Annotated in this window: 15 protein-coding genes; 3 read left to right on the forward strand and 12 right to left on the reverse strand. The window is 36.9% G+C overall.

Going from position 1 to position 19,357, the window contains the following annotated elements; translation table 11 throughout:
- Positions 1–203: 203 nt before the first annotated feature.
- Positions 204–536 (reverse strand): PBPRA1643 family SWIM/SEC-C metal-binding motif protein, encoded by a 333-nt coding sequence (locus I6F65_RS10975; protein WP_197112866.1) that lies wholly within the window; start codon positions 534–536, stop codon positions 204–206.
- A 275-nt stretch (positions 537–811) separates the two neighbouring features.
- On the opposite strand from I6F65_RS10975, the gene I6F65_RS10980 reads away from it, so the two are divergent.
- A complete protein-coding gene (locus I6F65_RS10980; RefSeq protein ID WP_166109593.1) occupies positions 812–1,066 on the forward strand; it encodes a MetJ regulator of methionine regulon in 255 nt (84 codons plus the stop codon).
- A gap of 36 nt (positions 1,067–1,102) precedes the next feature.
- Positions 1,103–1,687 (forward strand): hypothetical protein, encoded by a 585-nt coding sequence (locus I6F65_RS10985; protein WP_197112869.1) that lies wholly within the window; start codon positions 1,103–1,105, stop codon positions 1,685–1,687.
- A gap of 14 nt (positions 1,688–1,701) precedes the next feature.
- Here I6F65_RS10985 and rluF read toward each other — a convergent pair whose 3' ends face one another.
- From rluF to I6F65_RS11035, 10 genes are all read right to left on the reverse strand, one after another.
- Positions 1,702–2,727 carry a 23S rRNA pseudouridine(2604) synthase RluF gene (rluF, locus tag I6F65_RS10990; protein WP_197112871.1) on the reverse strand — a complete coding sequence of 342 codons (1,026 nt, stop codon included), beginning with the start codon at positions 2,725–2,727 and terminating at the stop codon, positions 1,702–1,704.
- An 86-nt stretch (positions 2,728–2,813) separates the two neighbouring features.
- Positions 2,814–3,884: a DUF418 domain-containing protein gene (locus tag I6F65_RS10995; protein WP_197112930.1), complete on the reverse strand. Its 1,071-nt coding sequence runs from the start codon at positions 3,882–3,884 to the stop codon at positions 2,814–2,816.
- Positions 3,885–3,914: 30 nt separating this feature from the next.
- A complete protein-coding gene (locus I6F65_RS11000; RefSeq protein WP_197112873.1) occupies positions 3,915–5,129 on the reverse strand; it encodes an HDOD domain-containing protein in 1,215 nt (404 codons plus the stop codon).
- 90 nt (positions 5,130–5,219) lie between these two features.
- The gene (locus I6F65_RS11005) at positions 5,220–6,755 is read right to left on the reverse strand and encodes a glycogen synthase (protein WP_024611359.1); all 1,536 of its coding nucleotides are present in this window, start codon (positions 6,753–6,755) and stop codon (positions 5,220–5,222) included.
- 84 nt (positions 6,756–6,839) lie between these two features.
- Positions 6,840–8,141, reverse strand: a complete 1,302-nt coding sequence (gene glgC, locus I6F65_RS11010; protein ID WP_024611360.1) for a glucose-1-phosphate adenylyltransferase — start codon at positions 8,139–8,141, stop codon at positions 6,840–6,842.
- Positions 8,142–8,155: 14 nt separating this feature from the next.
- Positions 8,156–10,693: a glycogen/starch/alpha-glucan phosphorylase gene (locus I6F65_RS11015; RefSeq protein WP_166109585.1), complete on the reverse strand. Its 2,538-nt coding sequence runs from the start codon at positions 10,691–10,693 to the stop codon at positions 8,156–8,158.
- Positions 10,686–12,749, reverse strand: coding sequence for a glycogen debranching protein GlgX (gene glgX, locus I6F65_RS11020; protein WP_166109583.1), 2,064 nt, complete (start codon positions 12,747–12,749; stop codon positions 10,686–10,688). The genes I6F65_RS11015 and glgX overlap by 8 nt, the downstream gene beginning before the upstream one ends.
- On the reverse strand, positions 12,742–15,012 hold the full coding sequence (glgB, locus tag I6F65_RS11025) for a 1,4-alpha-glucan branching protein GlgB (protein WP_197112875.1): 2,271 nt from the start codon (positions 15,010–15,012) through the stop codon (positions 12,742–12,744). The genes glgX and glgB overlap by 8 nt, the downstream gene beginning before the upstream one ends.
- Positions 15,013–17,004 carry a 4-alpha-glucanotransferase gene (gene malQ / locus I6F65_RS11030; RefSeq protein ID WP_166109579.1) on the reverse strand — a complete coding sequence of 664 codons (1,992 nt, stop codon included), beginning with the start codon at positions 17,002–17,004 and terminating at the stop codon, positions 15,013–15,015.
- A gap of 9 nt (positions 17,005–17,013) precedes the next feature.
- The gene (locus tag I6F65_RS11035; RefSeq protein WP_166109577.1) at positions 17,014–17,316 is read right to left on the reverse strand and encodes an isoamylase early set domain-containing protein; all 303 of its coding nucleotides are present in this window, start codon (positions 17,314–17,316) and stop codon (positions 17,014–17,016) included.
- 372 nt (positions 17,317–17,688) lie between these two features.
- On the opposite strand from I6F65_RS11035, the gene I6F65_RS11040 reads away from it, so the two are divergent.
- On the forward strand, positions 17,689–18,639 hold the full coding sequence (locus I6F65_RS11040) for a hypothetical protein (RefSeq protein WP_166109575.1): 951 nt from the start codon (positions 17,689–17,691) through the stop codon (positions 18,637–18,639).
- Between the two features lie 219 nt (positions 18,640–18,858).
- Here I6F65_RS11040 and I6F65_RS11045 read toward each other — a convergent pair whose 3' ends face one another.
- The gene (locus I6F65_RS11045; protein WP_166109573.1) at positions 18,859–19,287 is read right to left on the reverse strand and encodes an Lrp/AsnC family transcriptional regulator; all 429 of its coding nucleotides are present in this window, start codon (positions 19,285–19,287) and stop codon (positions 18,859–18,861) included.
- Positions 19,288–19,357: the final 70 nt, after the last annotated feature.

Here is a 19,357-nt window from a genome sequence, read left to right on the forward strand (position 1 = left end):
CGCTTTAGCATTTACTATGATGTGGCTACCAATGTGGGCTGATTAATATATATACTACAAAGATCAACAGCCCCTAGTGTTCTAAATAAAAAATTTTAACAACGTTGTAGAGTGATTTAATTCGATAAATTGTTCAAATATTTATGCAGGTTGGTATAAATCATGTGAAATAAGAAAGGCTACTTATTTAGTGGTCAATTAAATTAACCGCAACACTTTTTGTACTTTTTACCGCTATCACATAAACAGGGGGCATTGCGCTCTGGTACTTTATCAAATACTTGTGGCGTTGACTTACTAAGTGCAAAGTCTAGTTCACGAATATCTTCTGGTTCTTGTTCTTTAACTTCAATTGAAGCAAAGAGCGAATGCTCTGCTAATAAGGCTTCTATTTCTGAGCATCGTTCTGCCGAGTTTACAATTAACGTTAACGGGTGCAGCTCTGTGCCAACCTTTGCGGTACGTTTTGGTGCAAATCCATTACTGTTATTTTTACCCATTATGTCGGGCTTACCCATAAAGAAAAATTTTGACATGTTACTTCTATAACCTTTCTACATTATTAAGACGGCGCATCTTAACAGTTTATCCAACATATAACTAAGCCGTACTGGTAATGCGCAATATAAAACAGGCTTTAAGAGAGATAAGAGCAATTTAACAACACAACCACGATTTTTAGTGCCTTTCCCTACTAGTTGAACTTAGTATGGTTTGCTAGACAAACATGAAATTCATAATATAGTTAGGTTTATATACGGGTTAAAAATCTATCGTATTGTGTTTATTATCTCAACATTCAGGAAAAGCGTTGGAAAATTTTAAAATTGCGATACTAATAGCAGGCAGTATTTTTATACTTTTTGGCTATCTACGCTTTATAAGCGACGATAATGGTAACGTAAACTTGAACAACTACCGATTTACAGGTGGTATAGGGCTAGTGTTTTTAGGTATGATTAACGGGACACGCGACATAGTTAAACGCTTGCGCTCAAAAAACGCACTATCAGCATTTGCTATCTATTTTGGTATGCTTTTACTTTATATTGGCTTTTATATTTAAGCCGTAACCAATGCAACACTTAATAAGTGATCACCTTTGACTGCAAAAAAATTTCTCTATGAATCACTTATATTCTTCCTTTTCTTACCACCGTGGATTTTAATAGAATGGGATGAAAAGGTCGATCCTTCTTTTATTGCTAGCAATACTTATGATTTCTTTTTAAAAACGTTATTTCCAATACTTACAATTATTTTAAGTATAATTATATTTATTTTTTTAAGGAAAAAATACAACGATAGTTATAACTTTAGAGGAAATATTAAAGATTTTATTTCTGAATACGGAAAATTACGTAGTTTACGCGAAGCACTAGGAGTCCCTCTGTTACTTTATTTATGGATGTCGGCTTCGATTTGCCTCTTACCGAAAATTTTTACTCACTACCAAGGTGGTGATTCATGGCAGCGAGAATATCAACTAATAAAAGTAGATAAATGCCCAAGGTTTTATGAATATGAATGTTCAGAATTGACGGTTCTAGATTTAACAACGTACAGAAAACGTTCATTTAGGTGGTATGCAGATAAGCATAAACTGGTTAGCTTACAAAACAAAAAACTAACCTTTGTGGGCGTTAAAAGCCCACTCGGATTTGTTGTTGATGAAATACAGTGGTAATTTTTCAGGATAAACTATTTTTTTAGAGTTAATATTTTTCGCGTATTCGTTTTAGAGTCTACCGGCTTATCGTTTTTAATACTTTTAGGTTTACCAACATACGTGGTTGAGCGCTTTTGATAAGGTGCGTTACTGCGCTCATTTTTACGTTCGCTATTAGCGTTACCACGCTCAGAGTTACGATTTGTATTTCGCTCAGTACTACGATCACTATTTCGGTCGCCATTATTAAAGCGTCGTGGGTTTTCTCCCTGAAAATCACGCTTTTTAGGTGCTGAAGCTACATTAACTTCTGATTGCTTATTAGTATCAAGCGAGTGCTCTTGGGTTTTACCAGAATCAGAAATTGAATCGTTTATTTGCGCCATTTCAATATCTGATAAATGACGCCACTGCCCTACTTTTAAACCTTTAAGTGTTACGTTCATTATGCGCGTACGTTTTAAGGTTACAACTTCGTAGCCTAAGTATTCGCACATACGGCGTATTTGACGGTTTAAACCTTGAGTAAGGACTATTTTAAATTCTTTAGGGCCACTTTGCGTAACTTTACATTCTTTAGTGACTGTATCTAAAATAGGCACACCATTCGCCATTTTTGTAACAAATTGACGATTAAGCGGTTTATCTACCGTAACAACGTATTCTTTTTCGTGATTATTGCCCGCACGCAAAATTTTATTAACAATGTCGCCTTCATTGGTTAAAAATATAAGCCCTTCAGACGGTCTATCTAAACGCCCTATTGGGAATATACGCGTAGGATAATTTACCGCTCGTATAATATTACTTTGAATTTTACTCTCGGTAGTACACGTTATGCCAACCGGTTTATTGTAGGCAATGTAAACGCGCTTCGGCGTGGCTTTAAGAGGCTTACCATCAATTAATACAACATCGGTAGCGGCTACTTTTACACCCATTTCAGGGGAGTAGCCATTAACGCTGACACGACCTTGCTCAATATATTTATCGGCTTCGCGGCGTGAACAAAATCCTGTTTCACTAATAAATTTATTTAAACGTTTTAATTCAGTCATGGCACTTATAGCGTAGTAATTTTTAAGGCGAGTAGTGTAAACCACCCACACTATTTTTTCGCCCCTAATTTAATATTTATAGGTGTTTAAGCATTAATTTTTGCTTTAGTTAATTTTCGCCATACAAATTCAAGCGGACCTTGGCTAAAATAGCGGCTGTATATAAATGTAAATAGCAATTGCAGTGCAACTAAAGCCGTTGCTACTAACCAGTAATCTATTCGATTAAAGCTAAGTACCCAGTGGGTAAATAGCACTTTATATAACAATAATTGCATGAGTGTTTGGCTAATATATAAAGTAAATGCTAGGCGCCCTGCTTGTTGAATAAGCTTACCTACGTGTGCGCTGTTATTGCAAAACTTAACAACTAAATGAATATAAAGTGCAGCCATACCAAGGGCCGCAAACATATTTATTAACTCTTGAATTGCATACATAAAGCCACTGTTGTATTGCGAAATACAGAGCCTAAATACACTAAAAATAATACTCACAATTACAGCAACGGTTAACTGCTGCGAGTTCAATCCTTTACTAAATACGTCTTGTTTATATAAATAAATACCAATAAGCATAATACCTACGCACATCCACATAGTCATTATTGGCACTATAAATATCATTAATGCATTCATACTAATGTTCGAAATAAAGTAATCAATGTAGTGAGGGTTATATAAAGAGATGAAATCTTCAGAGTTACGGTAAATAATATCAGCAGGGGCGCTATACATAACAAGCCCTGTAGTTACTCCTCCCAATAAAATAAACGCTGTTCCACGTTTTAAGAGTAGTTCGTTGTCGCTTTCTAAATATTTAAGGGCATACCAACCAGACACACCATAAACGAATAAAATATCACCAGCCCAAAGTAAAAAACCATGCGCTAAACCAAATAATATTAACCAGTAAAGCCTGCTTTTTAATTGCACATCAGACTTATAACGTTGCCATTGAATATAAAGCCCCGCTCCAAAAAGCAAACTAAACAGTGTTCTAAAACGCCCGTCTACAAACAAACTGCTAAAGGTGTGAATAATTGAGTCGCTAACAGGAGGATTAGTTAAAGAGGTATACCCGTATTCAAAAAGGCCGAAGGCGTAAGCATTCATGTAAACCAAGCCGAGCACGGCAACGCCGCGAATAAAGTCCATATTATAATTGCGCATTAAAGCTATTATCCGTTAAATATTATTCTTATAACTGTCAGCCCAATCGACTGACTGCTGGTAAAGTGGAGGTAATGTATCACTGTCTATATTTAATAAGAGTACGGCTTGTTCTAGTGCCCACCAACTTCCACTTTCATATGCTTTAACAACATTTAAAATGTAGTAAAGTTTATTTTTATCATTAAGCAATGCCGCTTTTATTTCATCAGGAAAAGGTAACTTTTCTACTAATAGGCTCATTGGTTGATCAAGTATTGCATCGAGTAACGAAAAAAGCCCGGTTAAAAACGCTTCTCCTACGAGATGTTTAGCTACCCTTTTGGCTATTAATTCGCAAAAACGTGCCCGGACTACACAAACTTGCATTAATTCTGCAGGCTTTTTACCCGCTGTATGCGCAGTTACAATTAAGCTTACAAACTTCTTTATACGGTCGTGTCCTAAGTAAACCAAGGCTTGCTTTAATGACGATATTTCACTTTGAATAGGGAAAACACCGCTGTTAATTAGGCGTAATAATTTATAAGCAAGTGCAGCATCGAGTTCAAACAAACCAGAAATAACTTTTATATCAGGGCTTTGTTTCATTATTTCAGCATAAATAGCCACAACCAACCCATAATTATAATCAATATCGTTTTGCGTTATCATGGTTGGTTTTGCAAAAAAATAACCTTGGAAGTAATCAAACCCCATATCGTAGGCAAGTTGGTAATCTTCTTGAGTTTCTAATTTTTCAGCAAGTAATTTAATTTTTTTATTTTTCTGAAGGCTTTTAACGATTGTAGTTATTTCATTTAGAGGCGTTATTTTTATATCAAATTTAATTAATTTGATTAACTTTAAAAAACGATCCCACTGTGGTTTATACACAAAATCGTCTAGTGCTAGTTTGTAATTACTATTAAAAAGATCGCAGCATAAAGCATAATTATCGTCGCTTGGCTCTATTGTTTCTAGCAGTTCTATTACAACATCTTGGCTGGGTAAAAAAGCGCATAAGTCTAGTTTTAAAGACTCTGGTCCAATATTGATCAATGCTTTTTTACCCGACGTTATATGCCGAGTACCTAAATTGAGCTGGTTTTCCATAATAAGTCGAGCTGTTGCTTGACCTTCGGCTATATCAGGGAAATAGTTTTTAGGGCTATCACGAAAAAGTAGCTCATAGGCTACTACTTTTTGACGACGATTGAATATTGCTTGCCTTGCAACAAATACAGACACATTACCTACTTCTTAGATTTTATATAATACTAAGTAATTAAACCTTAAATCGATAAAATTGTCACTCAACTTTCTAACTTACGTAACAATTTACTGGTATAAGGTTGTTATATAATCAGCAGCCACTTGTGGCCATGAAAAACGCGCTTGTTCTGCGCTTTCCTTTATTTTAAGCCATTTTTTAGGATCCTGCTTTTTAATTAAGAGTGTTTCGTTTAAACAAGTAAGTAGGTTACTCGTTTGAGTTGCTAAGGTGCCGCCAATAAAACTAAAACCATTTTCATTATGCTTTACGGTATCTTTTAACCCGCCAACACTATGAACTAGGCAAGGTTGCCCTGCACGCATTGCCAACATTTGGCTAATACCACAAGGTTCAAACGAGCTTGGCATTAAAAATAAATCACCTAATTGATACATCAAGTCACCAACGCCCTGACCATAACCTTTTAAAAATAAAAGATTTGGATTACGCGCCATTGCTTTTGTAAAAATTAATTCAAGTTCACTATCCCCTGAACCCAATATAATAAGTCGCCCATTAAAGCTATTAATAACCTTACACACGTTATCTATGGCTAACTTACCATCGACTGGTTGACATAATAGCAATACTTTTTGATCTGTGAGTCGCCCAACACTGGTTACTAATGGTCCATTGCTAGGTAAAGCTTTAAATTGCTGTAACCGTTGATGAGCAATATAGTAACTACTTTGTAGTTGCTCATTATTCGCCATCCAGTTAAATAAGGTATTTTCGATACTTTGATATAAAGTATTTAAATCAGCTTTTTCTTCATTACGTTCAGGGTATTCACAGCCATTTAAAATACCAATTAACTTACCTTGCTTGGCTGCATTTTGTAGGTCTTGTTCGAGCCCTTCACCACCAAAAAAACCATGTTCATAATTACTGGGGTTAAGCACTTCTTGGCTATATGTTGGTGATACAACATGTACTTTATCGCATAAATTAATGGCACTTCGCATTGGGTTAAAACAATTAGGATAGCGAGGGTCACATAAATACTGACCATTATAACTAAGTGAAGGAAACCATGCTTCTAAGCTAGAATCATCATGCTTAAAAGGTCTTATGCCTTGTAATGCAATATTGTGCACTGTGTAGGCAATATGTAAATTAATAAGTGAGCTATAGCGAGCTTCAAACTTGAGTAAAACAGCTACACATGCGCTGTGCCAATCGTGTAAATGTAAGGCATTAGGTCGCGTAAGTAAGCCTTGCAATAAAGCTTCACAAACGCCAGCATTAAATAAAGCAAATTTAGTTGCATCAGTCGCAAACGGTCTACCTGGTGCGTCGTTGCAGTACACACTACCAGAGTCACTAAACAATGGATGGCTAATAACAATTTGGCTTACATTATTTTGTGTTTGTTCTATTTTATAAAGTTTTAAAATATGTGATTGTGCATGAAATGCAACAGTTACTTCACCAATATAAACACGCTTAAGGTGGGCAAAGCCATAATCGGGAATAACTACATCAACTGTTATACCTTGTTCTGCAAGTGCTTTTGGCGCATCACGTACTACATCTGCCACTCCGCCTACTTTTGCGCCTGGTAACGCGTCGTTTTCTGCTGCAACCATTAATACATGCATTAATTTACTTCTTCCTTTATTTCTGTGTGGGCTTGCTCAATTAAGAGCAAGCCTTATTGCCGTGCTTATTTTTTAGCTTATTGTTTAAGCTAGCTTTTTATTCTCACGCGATTGACGTTCTAGCTTTTTAGCAAGCTCGATGAGCATATCACGGGTAACAAGTACTATGCCTTTTTTAGATACTCTAAAGCCATTTTCTTGATCTGCTTGGCGGTCGTAACCTATTTCAAGCCCTGCTGGTATTTCACAGCTTCTATCTATTATAGCGCGCTTGATTTTGCAACCTCGGTTTATAACAGCACCTGGTAAAATAACTGACTGCTCTATAGTACAAAAAGAACGTACATGTACGTTAGAAAACAATAATGACTTTCTAACTAACGAACCCGAAACAATACACCCACCAGATACAGTAGAGTCAACAGCCATACCACGTCTATCGTCATCATCAAAAATAAATTTAGCTGGTGGCAGTTGTTCTTGGTAAGTCCAAATTGGCCATCGTGGGTCGTATAAATCAAGCTGAGGTTCTGGCATTACTAATTCCATATTCGCTTCCCAAAACGAATCTAGCGTTCCGACATCACGCCAATAAGGTTGCCCTTCTTGCTCTGGATCTCTAAATGGGAATGCAAACACATTATGCTCTTCAATAATGGCTGGAATAATATCGTGCCCAAAGTCACGACCTGAACCTTCAGTTTCGGCATCTTTTTTAAGTTGTTCAAATAAAAACTCTGTATTAAATACATAGTTTCCCATTGAAGCTAAACATATACCTGGCTTTCCTGGTACTGAGCTTGGGATTGCCGGCTTTTCGTCAAAACGTCGAACGCGGCTTTCTTCATCTACGGTCATAACACCAAAAGTATCAGCGGCCTCTTCTACTGGCACTTCTAAACAACATACCGTCATATCAGCACCATTTTCGACATGTTTAGCTAATAAAGCACCATAATCCATTCTATAAACATGATCACCTGACAAAATCATCACATACTTAGGTAACTCATGACGAATAATATCTATATTTTGAAAAACCGCATCGGCTGTCCCACAATACCAATCATCACCTTGACGCTGTGAAGCAGGTAATATTTCAACCGACTCACCCAACTCCTTTTTAAAATGCCCCCATGCTCTATTTACATGACGTATAAGCGAGTGAGATTTGTATTGTGTAGCAATACCCACGCGCCTTACACCTGAGTTAATACAGTTTGATAACGGAAAGTCGATAATTCGATGTTTACCACCAAAATATACTGCAGGTTTTGCACGCCAATCTGTTAATTCGTGTAATCGTGAACCACGACCACCAGCAAGTATTAACGCATAAGTTTCTCTTGTTAGGCTACTTATGTAGCGGTTTTCATAATTAGGCATAATACTCTCTCCATTTAGTCTAGGCTTTTAGTGGCATGGCTTTTAGTTGTCGTTAAGTCTGTTTCACTAATATTGAGTGGTTCTAAGTGCCAAATATCGTCACTGTATTGGCTTATGGTTCTATCACTTGAAAACATTCCACTTGCGGCTGTATTCAAAATACTCATTTGTGTCCAGTAAGTTTGATCTGCGTAAGCTTTATCAACCTCTTTTTGGGCTGCCACATAACTTTCAAAATCGTGCGCAACAAGCCATGGATCGTGTGGGCTCTTAATTGCATTTGTTATATCGTCAAATAAGCATGGTTCGAATAAGTTAAAATGGCCGCTTTCGAGTAGTTGCATTACATTATTTAAATCACTATTTTGAGCAATTAAGTGCTCTGGATTGTAGCGCGATTTAATATCGTCGATTTGATGTGCTTCTGCGCCAAACAAAAAGAAGTTATCAGCGCCTACAGCATCTCTAATTTCTATGTTTGCCCCATCAAGCGTACCAATGGTCAGGGCTCCATTCATCATGAACTTCATGTTACCTGTGCCCGAAGCTTCTTTACCCGCTGTTGAAACTTGCTCTGATAAATCGGTTGCAGGGCAAATAACTTCCATAGCAGTTACATTATAATTAGGTAAAAATGCAACACGTAAATAAGGTGCAGCAAGCGGATCTTTATTAATAACCTCGGCTACATTATTAATTAACTTAATAATTTTTTTAGCCATGTAATAGCCTGGTGCTGCTTTACCACCTAAAAGTACACAACGTGGCACTAGCCCTTTTGTATCGCCACGGCGAATACGGTCGTATAAATGAATTACATGCAACACGTTTAATAACTGGCGTTTATATTCGTGAATACGTTTTACCTGTACGTCAAACATCATCGACACATCAAACTCGATACCACACCGTGCTTTAACTAAATCAACTAAGCGTTGTTTGTTTTCACGTTTAGCAGATTGCCACTGTGCATGAAATGCTTTGTCATCAAAAAAACGTCGTAGTTGGCTAATTTGAGCAAAATCACCCACCCAATCATTACCAATTTTATCGCCAATAAGTTTACTTAAAATAGGGTTACAATGTGCAAGCCAACGACGTGGTGTTACACCATTTGTTTTGTTATTAAATTTATCAGGCCATAATGCGTAAAATTCTTTAAACAAACCTGCTTTTAATAACTCGGTATGCAATGCTGCTACGCCATTTACAGAATAGCTGCCTACTATAGCTAAATACGCCATGCGTATTTGTGGCTCATCGCCTTCTTCAATAAGTGACAACGCACGCTGTTTATTTACATCCCCAGGCCAATGTTGTGCAACTTGTGCTAAAAAGCGGGCATTTATTTCGTAAACTATTTCTAAAATACGCGGTAATAGTTTTGAAAATAACGATACAGACCATTTTTCGAGTGCTTCGGGTAATAATGTATGGTTTGTGTATGCCATTGTTTTGGTCGTTATTTGCCAAGCGTCATCCCAATCAAGTTCGTAATCATCAATTAAAATACGCATAAGCTCAGCAACAGCAATGCTTGGGTGCGTATCATTTAACTGAAAAACATGAAAATCAGAAAAATCGCTGAAGCTCTCGCCATGTTGTGCAACCCATTGATCAACTATGTCTTGAATACTCGCAGATGATAAAAAGTATTGCTGGCGTAACCTAAGCTCTTTACCATTTTCGCTGCTATCATTTGGGTAAAGCACCATCGTTATTTGCTCAGCCAGATTTTTTTGCGCGACCGCTTCTGAATAACTACCTGCGTTAAACTCTGTTAAGTTAAATTCATCTGTCGCCTCTGATTTCCACAAACGCAGTGTATTAACAATATTGTTTTTATATCCAGGAATTGGTACATCGTAAGGCACTGCTAATACATCGTGAGAGCTCATCCATTGACGATGCTCACGACCATACTTATCAGTATAGCTTTGCACGTAACCACCAAATTTAACGCGTTTAGCATGCTCTGGGGCGCTAAGCTCCCACGGATGCCCTTCACGTAACCAGTTATCTGGTTGCTCAATTTGATTCCCATCTTTTATAGATTGGTTAAACATACCGTATTCATAACGTAAGCCATAACCAATAACGGGTAATGCTAAACTTGCACAACTATCTAAAAAGCATGCTGCTAAACGCCCAAGTCCACCATTACCAAGCCCTGCATCGTGCTCTGCATCTTCTAATGTTTCTATTGTTGTACAATATTCTTGTAACGCAGCCGCTACTTGGTCGTCTAAATCTAGGTTTAATATTGCATTGCCAAGTGCGCGACCCATTAAAAACTCTAGAGATAAATAAGCTGTTTTTCGGCGCTTTTCTTGTTTAATTTGCTGATTAGTTTCTCTGCATCGTGCAACGAGCCGATCGCGAATAGTCAGTGCTAAAGCGTGGTATAAATATAACCTTGATTCGCCAACCTTATCGCGCCCAAGGGTGTAATAAAAATGCCGTGTTAAGTCGTCCTTTAGCGTGTTTTCATCAATAACCGGACCTTCTTGCCAACCCTTTACTACACACACTTGTTCATCTTGTTTAGCCATGACCTACTTCCTCTAAGTTTGCACTGAATACCCAGCTACTTTGTGCAGAAATTTCAACCATCGCATCGTTGTTACTACTCACAGATGCATTATTTACACTTGATAAAACCATTTGCCAAGGCGCGCTAATTGGTGACGGCGGCAATTGACACAAAACTGTTTTGTTACTTGCGTTAAAGACGATTAATAGCGCGTGTTTATTTTGCTTATCGAGTAGGCTATACATTAAAAACTGCCTAGCATCTTCATGCCAATGTTCATCAGTCATGGTAGTACCTTTTTCGGTAAACCATTTGACGGTAAAGCGCTCGTCTATATCATCTAAAAACACACTATGTTTAAACGCGCTATGGGCACGTCTAATTTTTAGAGCATCGTCTATAAAACGGGTTAAAGCGTGGTTTAATTGCGAATCCTTCCATGCAAGCCAACTAGTACGATTATTTTGGCAATAAGCATTGTTATTTCCACCTTGAGAATGCGCCATTTCACTTCCAGCCGAGAGCATTGGCACGCCTTTGGATAGAATAAGCGTTAGCAAAAAGTTTTTTTGTTGCTGCAGGCGAAGTGCTGTTATTTTAGGATCGTTAGTAAACCCTTCTACGCCACAATTAAAAGAATGGTTGCCACTGTGACCATCACGATTTTGTTCACCATTTGCCTCATTATGTTTCTCTTCGTAGCTCACTAAATCGGCAAGCGTAAAACCATCATGACTCGTTATAAAGTTAATACTATTTAGCGGACCTCGTTCACTGTGCTCAAAAATATCAAACGAGCCATGCAAACGCTTAGCTACGTTAGCAATAATACCTTGTTCACTTTTCCAAAAGCGTTTTATTACATCACGATACTGATCGTTCCATTCTCGCCAAGGCGAAGGAAAAGCGCCTAATTGATAACCGCCAGGCCCTATATCCCATGGTTCACTAATTAGTTTAACTTTGTTTAAAATTGGATCTTGAGCAACCGCTTGTAAAAACGTGTGCGACGCACTAAACCCTGATTGCGAACGACCTAAAATAGTTGCTAAATCAAACCTAAAACCATCAACCCCCATTACTTCAACCCAGTAACGTAAACTGTCGAGCACAAGTTGCAGCGTTTTAGGGTGATCGATATTAATAGTATTGCCACAGCCTGTATCGTTTATATAAACATTTGGCTTATCTGTTACTGTGCGGTAATACGCTAAATTATCAAAGCCTCTTAGCGATAAAATAGGACCATCAGTGCCCGCTTCTGCGGTATGGTTATAAACAACGTCTAAAATTACTTCTATGTCTGCATCATGAAGCTCTTTAACCATTTGTTTAAATTCGTTTATATCATCGTTTATCAAATAGTCTTTGTGCGGAGTAAAAAAGTTAAGCGTGTTATATCCCCAATAATTTTGCAGCCCCTTGCCAGTCAAAAATTGTTCACTAATAAATGCATGCACCGGTAATAACTCAACAGCAGTAACACCAAAGCTATGTAAGTGCTCAATAAAAGTAGGATGACTTAAACCTAAAAACTTACCTTGTAGCGATTTAGGTATTTTAGGGTGACGACACGTTGTGCCTTTAACATGGCATTCGTAAATAACAGTATTAGACCATCTGTGGTTTGGTTTTTTATGAGCATATAATGTAGGCGCCGCTACTTTAGATTTAGGTATATCGATGGCATTATTTACATTACTTTTAGTGCCTATTGGCATTTGTCCGTAATGGCGTTCACTCCAAGTAAACTCGCCAAATAAGTCTTTAGCGTATGGGTCTATGAGCAGTTTATTTTCGTTAAATAATAACCCTTTTTGAGGGTTATATTCTCCTTCAACTCTAAAACCATATAGCGCACCAGCATTTAAAGGCGCTATATGAATACTCCAAATACCACCTTCATTAATGTTCATCGCCATTTTTAATATTTCAGAATGACCACTTTTATCAAATAAACACACATAAGCTTGCGTAGCCTTTGGTGCATATAGCGCAAAGTTAACGCCGTTACTTTTAACGCTTGAACCTAACGGTTCAACATGACCATGAGTTGCTTCAAATTGATTACTCATCATCGACCTTATGTAAATAAATAGTAGTTAATCCGCCAATGGCTATATTAATGCTTTGATCAAAACCATGACTTGGAATATTTGACGCTTCAATAAGTTGGGAAGAGTTTTGGGTAACCTCTATTCCCGATCCAAAGAACAATGTTTGGTCTGTGTTTAAAATAACGTTATAACGACCTTTAGCTGGCACACCTATTACGTAACTTTGATACGACATTGGCGTAAAGTTAGCAATAACAACAATAAAGTCGTGGGCATTTTTAGCAAAGCGAACAAAGCTTAATATGCTTTGTTCATTATTATTATTGTCTATCCAATTAAACCCTGCAGCACTCGTATCTAGTTCGTATAGTGCGGGCTGGTTTTTATAAACTAAATTAAGTTGTTTAATTGTTTGTTGAATCCCGCTGTGACTTTGATGATCCAGTAAATGCCAATCAATAGAATGATCGTGCCCCCACTCTTTACGCTGAGCAATTTCGCAGCCCATAAACAATAACTTTTTACCCGGGTGAGCCCACATAAAAGCGTAATAAGCACGCAAGTTTGCAAACTTCTGCCAATCATCGCCTGGCATTTTTTCAATTAAAGACCCTTTACCATGAACAACTTCGTCGTGGCTCAGTGGCAAAATATAATTTTCACTGAATGCATACACCATCGAAAATGTTATTTCGTGATGATGATGCTTTTTATAAAGTGGGTCGTGTTGCATGTAACGTAAACTGTCATTCATCCATCCCATATTCCACTTATAACCGAAGCCTAAACCATTATGATCAACACTTTGCGTAACACCCGGCCATGCTGTTGACTCCTCAGCCACCATCATTATTCCGGGGTTATTTTTGTAACTGCGTAAATTAACCTGCTTTAAACATTCAATAGCGCCGAGGTTTTCACGACCTCCATAGCAATTAGCAACCCATTCACCTTCTTTTCGGCTGTAATCTAAATACAACATTGACGCCACAGCATCTACTCGTAAACCATCAAGTCCAAATTGGTGTAACCAATACATAGCATTAGAAATTAAAAAGCTTTTAACCTCTGGGCGATCATAGTTGTAAATATAAGTATTCCAATCGGGATGAAAGCCTTGGCGCATGTCAGCATGTTCATATAAATGAGTGCCATCAAATCGGTGTAAACCATGCGGATCACTAGGGAAGTGACCTGGCACCCAATCAAGTAAAATACCTAAATTAGCTTTATGACACTGCTCTACAAAATATTTGAAGCTACTGTAGTCACCAAAACGACTCGTTGGCGCAAATAAACCAACTGGCTGATACCCCCACGAGCCATCAAAAGGGTATTCACTTATAGGCATAAGCTGTAAATGCGTAAAATTCATTTCAAGCGCATAGTTAACTAGCTTGTCTGCAAGCTCTGTATAGCTTAAATAACGATTGTTTTCGGCGCGTTGCCACGAACCTAAATGTACTTCATAAATACTAATTGGCGCATCAATATGGTTACGTTTTTGTCTGTTTTGTAGAGCGTATTCATCTAGTTTTATAGGTTCTGGTTTATATTGCAATACACTTGCAGTACCGGGTGCTTGCTGCATTTTAAAGGCAAAAGGGTCTGCTTTTTCAAGTACTTCTCCACTTTGAGCTGTAATCGAAAATTTATAGCACATGTCGGCTTTAAGGCCTGGTATAAATAATTCCCATACACCACTCGCTGGATGAAAACGCATAAAATGACGATTAGTTTGCCAATAATTAAACTCACCAATAATAGACACACTTGCTGCATTGGGCGCCCATACACAAAAACGTACCCCATCAACATTTTGCTGCGTTGAAAAGTGTGCGCCAAAATGAGAGTAAGCATGCTCTAAACTACCCTCATTAAATAAATACATAGCATCTGTATCAAGCGCGCTGTCAAAGCTATACTCATCATCAAAAGTAATTAGCGCATCTTCGTACTTAACTTCGCATTGATACGGCAATACGGGTAATTCACTTAAACAAGCAATAAACAAATCACTTTGTTTGTAACGTTCAGTTTTTATAAGCTGGTTATTAATTATTATATTAACGCTAAGCGCTTTAGGTAAATATAAACGTATTTCAACACCGTTACCTTTTACTTTGTGCGCGCCTAAAAAACTAAATGGATCCTTAAAACGCCCTATATTTAAAGCGCTTACTTGCGCGTCGTAATCGGTTCCTTGTTTAGAGGTGTCTAATTTAGCGTTTTCTACTTTTTCGTTATTTGTTTTTAAATTATTGGTAATAGAACTGCTCATTTAATCTTTCCTTATAGAATCGATAGCAGCTAATAGCGATGCATTTTTACTAAAAATCTCTTCGCATGTGTGCGTTAATACACGACGCCAATTAGGATATTCTGTATCTGTACCAGGAATATTTACAGGGTACTGCTGCTCATCTAAATCATCTATTTGTAGCGCAAACAAGCGCGACTGTGAACGTGCCAAACATATGCCTAACGCGCTATACACATCTATCGCATTACTTTGCAGTGTGAGTTGTTTATTTTCAGTTTGATTAATAAAACGCAGTAAACGTGCTTGTTCTTGCGCTCGTACTTCTGTTAGTTCTGCGTGTTGTTGCTCATCTATTAGCGCATATTGTTGCTTTATATTTAAATCATCATGCTGCCACCAGCCAGTAAAAGGTGGAACATCATGATTAGCAATCATTAACAAGCAATGTGGTGCTAAGTTGTCCAACGATAAAAACTCACCGTTATGCTGCTTTTCAAAATAGAACAAACTGTTAGAAAAAATACCGCTACTCGCCAACGCTTCTCTCACCTCAGGCGGAACTATGCCTAGGTCTTCACCTATAACAATGCTTTGATTTATATGAGATTCAATTTTTAAAATCGCGAGTAAATGCTCAAACGGGTAATAAACATAACAACCATCTTGTTGACTATTATTGTCAAAACACCACCATAAGCGCCGAATTGCCATTACATGATCAATTCTGAGCCCGCCAACATTTTGCATATTGGCGCGAATAAGTGCGCGATAAAATTCATAATGATTATTGCTCAAGCTATGTGGATTAAGTGCAGGTAATCCCCAGTTTTGACCCGCTTCTGCCCATGGATCTGGCGGTGCACCAACATTAGCACCTTGGCTAAATAAGGACTGTTGGCTTTTAAATTCTGCGCCATCACCAGCACAGCCAACAGCTAAGTCATTAATTAAACCTATTGCCATTCCTTTAACTTCACAATTTTGTTGGCACAGTGCTAATTGAGTATGAGCTTGCCATTGTAAGTAATAGTCAAATGATGGGTTAAGTGACTCAAGCGTATTTAATGTGCTTGTGTTTGTTTTACAAAAATCAGTAAATGCTTGTTGGCGCTCTTTACTTGCTGTTAATTCAAACTGATTATAGAGCGCTGTAAATAACGTGTACTTAATACGGCTTACTTTTTCATAATCTATAAACTGATCATTGCTTTGTGTAAGTGATACAACGTCATCACTTTGCATTAAAGTGCTCAGCTGTGCGTTATTATTAGCGTCTTCACATAAGTCGATTGATATATAGAGAGGATTTAAAAGTGCACGGCTATTGGGGCTATACGGGCTTGCTCGTTCTGGCATATTTGCAAACAATAAATGCAATGGATTAAGTAAAATATAATCCATATTTTGTTCACTACACAAATTTGTTAATGTAAATAAATCACTAAAATCACCGATACCAAGCTTAGCGTTATTTTTTAAGGTATATAACTGTATAGATAAACCCGTGCGTTTTTTATCTACGGTTTGATAAACTTGTTCAGGCACAAACCAGATTTGAGTATGAGATAAATTATCGCCTACCTGCACCGTCGCATCATAATAACCAGATGGCATATCGGGCAATAAAAGACTGAGCTCAACATAACGTACCCCATGTAAATTATATTCGCCTGTAACGGAATAATCATTAAGTGTATCGAATGTTAAATTACAATTAAGTGATTCAATATTTACATGGGCAGTAAAATGACGTTGGCGCTCATCAATGCGTATTTTTAACGTATTTTTAGGTGATTCAACCAAGCTAACACTTGGCACTAATTGTAACCAACCAGCGGCGTCTAGCTCATAGTTAAGATGTGCAACCTGATTGCTGTCTTCGGTGTTTACACCACAGCACTGCAAAGCACGCTTTCGCGTTTCTTCGCTAAAAAAAACCTGTTCACCAGTATATTTAGTGAATTCATAGCCAATACCATGCAGGTAAAACAACTGCGAAAGAGCGTCCATTACCCTACCTTAATTTATACGTTGCGTATTTACTATGCTGTTTTCTGTTCCAAATGTATTGCCAATATAACCATCAGCTTGATGGTCATTATCCCAAATATCGCCATTTATTAAGTAACGAAAATGAAATTGCTTATCAACGGGAAGTCGTTGCTTGTATTTAAACACACCTTGCTTTTTATTAAGTTTCATTGGCACAGGTTGCCAATCATTAAATTCACCTAATAAACAGACTTGCTCTGCTTCTGGGTGAGAAAATTCAAAAGTAACTTCAGCTTCATCTTTTGTTTTAAAAAAACGTTTATTCAACATAGCAGGCTCCAACTAAACCATAAAGGGTAATTAATCTTTGCCACAGGCCATACAACTAAACAAAAAGGCGATGTGGATTCCATTCAAAATCATTAAACATGTATAAGTTAAACAAAACTTTATTTACGCATTATTACAGTGCAGTAGTTTCTTTTAACGCACTCATTAAGTGCAATTTAATGCTCAATAGTGCGTTTTAAAAACCACCGTTATATAGAGCAATTTTTAAACCAACTAAATATAAAGCTGGTACTTATTTATTAAAGACACAATTAGCCTTAACTATAATACTAATTTTATAAAACGCTTTTGTTATATACTTTCATCAGCGATAATACACACATCTTAATACTCTGAAATATATATAATTTCATGTTGAAAAAAAGCATTTTTATTACTATAGCGCTCATTTTTATTATTATTACTAGCTTCATTGGATCTTCAATTTATACCCTTTATAGTAAAAAAGAAATATCAGTAGACCCTAAATTAAAAGAAATATCAGGCATCGAATTTGATAAGCATAAACGCTTGTGGGCTATTAACGACAGTGGCGACGATCCTAAGCTATACAGACTAAATAAAGACGGTTCAATTGCTAAAGAGATATTAGTAACTAATGCTAAAAATATTGACTGGGAAGACATGACTCAAAACAAATTTGGGCATTTCTTTTTAGGGGACTTTGGAAATAACAAAAACGATCGTAAATGGTTAACAATTTACAAAATAGAAAACCCAATCGATATAAAAACAAATACAACCGAAGCCGAAATAATAAAATTTACCTATCCAGAAATGGATGGCACACCTATTAAACCAAACAACCGTAATTTTGATTTAGAAGCTTTTGTAGCGCTAGGGCGTCACTTGTATCTATTTACTAAAAATCGTACTGAACCTTTTGATGGCATTACAAAAGTTTATAAAGTGGGAGATCATGCTGCCAATTTTAACGCCGAGCTCATCGACTCATTTAAAACCTGCACAACCATGGAAAAACTATGTTGGATAACATCAGCTGCATTAAGTCCTGATCGTAAAAAATTAGTATTACTCGATTCAACCAGTATTTGGCTATTCGAGAACTTTAAAGGCGACAAGTTTTTCTCAGGGGATGTATCAAGAATTGACTTAGGTATTGTTACGCAAAAAGAAGCCATTACTTTTTACGACGATAATACAATTGTATTTACTGATGAAGAATTTAATGGAATTGGCGGTAATGCCTATTTTATAAAGCTTGATAAAGCTAAAAAAATAGTCGTAAAAAGAGCGCTTCATCCAGAGAGCTCAGAAAAAAAGCAAATACAAACTAAATAATAACGGTAGAATTAATAAAAAAGTTATCATTATTAAACCGACTTATTTTTATTGATTACCAATCTTTAGCTAAGCTTTAAAACAACCGCTTGCAAAACAGAGCTTATAAAAACGTGCACAACTTAAATCTAGTATTAATCTTTATATAATATTAAATAATAGAACGTTTAATTATTAAAACGTTTCATAATGCTTATATTTTTAAAATACTATACAGCTTTAACGCTTGAATTTTGTTTCTAAAATAACAGAAGATGTTGTGCGCTCTACCCCATCAAGATTTCCAATATCATCGAGCAAGTGACTCAGCTTTTCTAAGTTTTGCGCTTGTACTACAGCAATTAAATCAAATTCACCACTTATGGCATACAGCTGTGAAATAGCATCAATTTGTTTTAATTCTAAATTAGTTTTTGTTGTTAGCTTTTGTCTTACCTTAATAGATACATGCGCCGACACCATTTTGCTTAAATAATCATCTCCATAATCTACGCTATACCCTTTAATTACACCGGTTTCCTCAAGCTTTAACATTCTACTTTGTACGGTAGAGCGCGAAAGATTGAGATGCCTTGCTAAGTCTGAAATACTCGCTCTAGCATTTGTTTTTAATATAGATAATAGCTTTTCGTCTTGTGGAGTTATCATAATGCACATTACTTTCGTTATTTTGCCTTTTATTCTAATCATTTTTCACAAAATAGCACTGCAAATTTAA

The organism is Pseudoalteromonas sp. SWXJZ94C (assembly GCF_015864385.1).
GTDB lineage: Bacteria > Pseudomonadota > Gammaproteobacteria > Enterobacterales > Alteromonadaceae > Pseudoalteromonas.

Excerpts from the sequence above, each read along its gene's own strand:
- I6F65_RS10975 (WP_197112866.1), bottom strand. The coding sequence starts at position 536 with ATGTCAAAATTTTTCTTTATGGGTAAGCCCGACATAATGGGTAAAAAT.
- rluF (WP_197112871.1), bottom strand. The coding sequence starts at position 2,727 with ATGACTGAATTAAAACGTTTAAATAAATTTATTAGTGAAACAGGATTT.
- I6F65_RS10995 (WP_197112930.1), bottom strand. The coding sequence starts at position 3,884 with ATGGACTTTATTCGCGGCGTTGCCGTGCTCGGCTTGGTTTACATGAAT.
- I6F65_RS11005 (WP_024611359.1), bottom strand. The coding sequence starts at position 6,755 with ATGCATGTATTAATGGTTGCAGCAGAAAACGACGCGTTACCAGGCGCA.
- glgC (WP_024611360.1), bottom strand. The coding sequence starts at position 8,141 with ATGCCTAATTATGAAAACCGCTACATAAGTAGCCTAACAAGAGAAACT.
- I6F65_RS11015 (WP_166109585.1), bottom strand. The coding sequence starts at position 10,693 with ATGGCTAAACAAGATGAACAAGTGTGTGTAGTAAAGGGTTGGCAAGAA.
- glgX (WP_166109583.1), bottom strand. The coding sequence starts at position 12,749 with ATGAGTAATCAATTTGAAGCAACTCATGGTCATGTTGAACCGTTAGGT.
- glgB (WP_197112875.1), bottom strand. The coding sequence starts at position 15,012 with ATGAGCAGTTCTATTACCAATAATTTAAAAACAAATAACGAAAAAGTA.
- malQ (WP_166109579.1), bottom strand. The coding sequence starts at position 17,004 with ATGGACGCTCTTTCGCAGTTGTTTTACCTGCATGGTATTGGCTATGAA.
- I6F65_RS11035 (WP_166109577.1), bottom strand. The coding sequence starts at position 17,316 with ATGTTGAATAAACGTTTTTTTAAAACAAAAGATGAAGCTGAAGTTACT.
- I6F65_RS11040 (WP_166109575.1), top strand. The coding sequence starts at position 17,689 with ATGTTGAAAAAAAGCATTTTTATTACTATAGCGCTCATTTTTATTATT.
- I6F65_RS11045 (WP_166109573.1), bottom strand. The coding sequence starts at position 19,287 with ATGATAACTCCACAAGACGAAAAGCTATTATCTATATTAAAAACAAAT.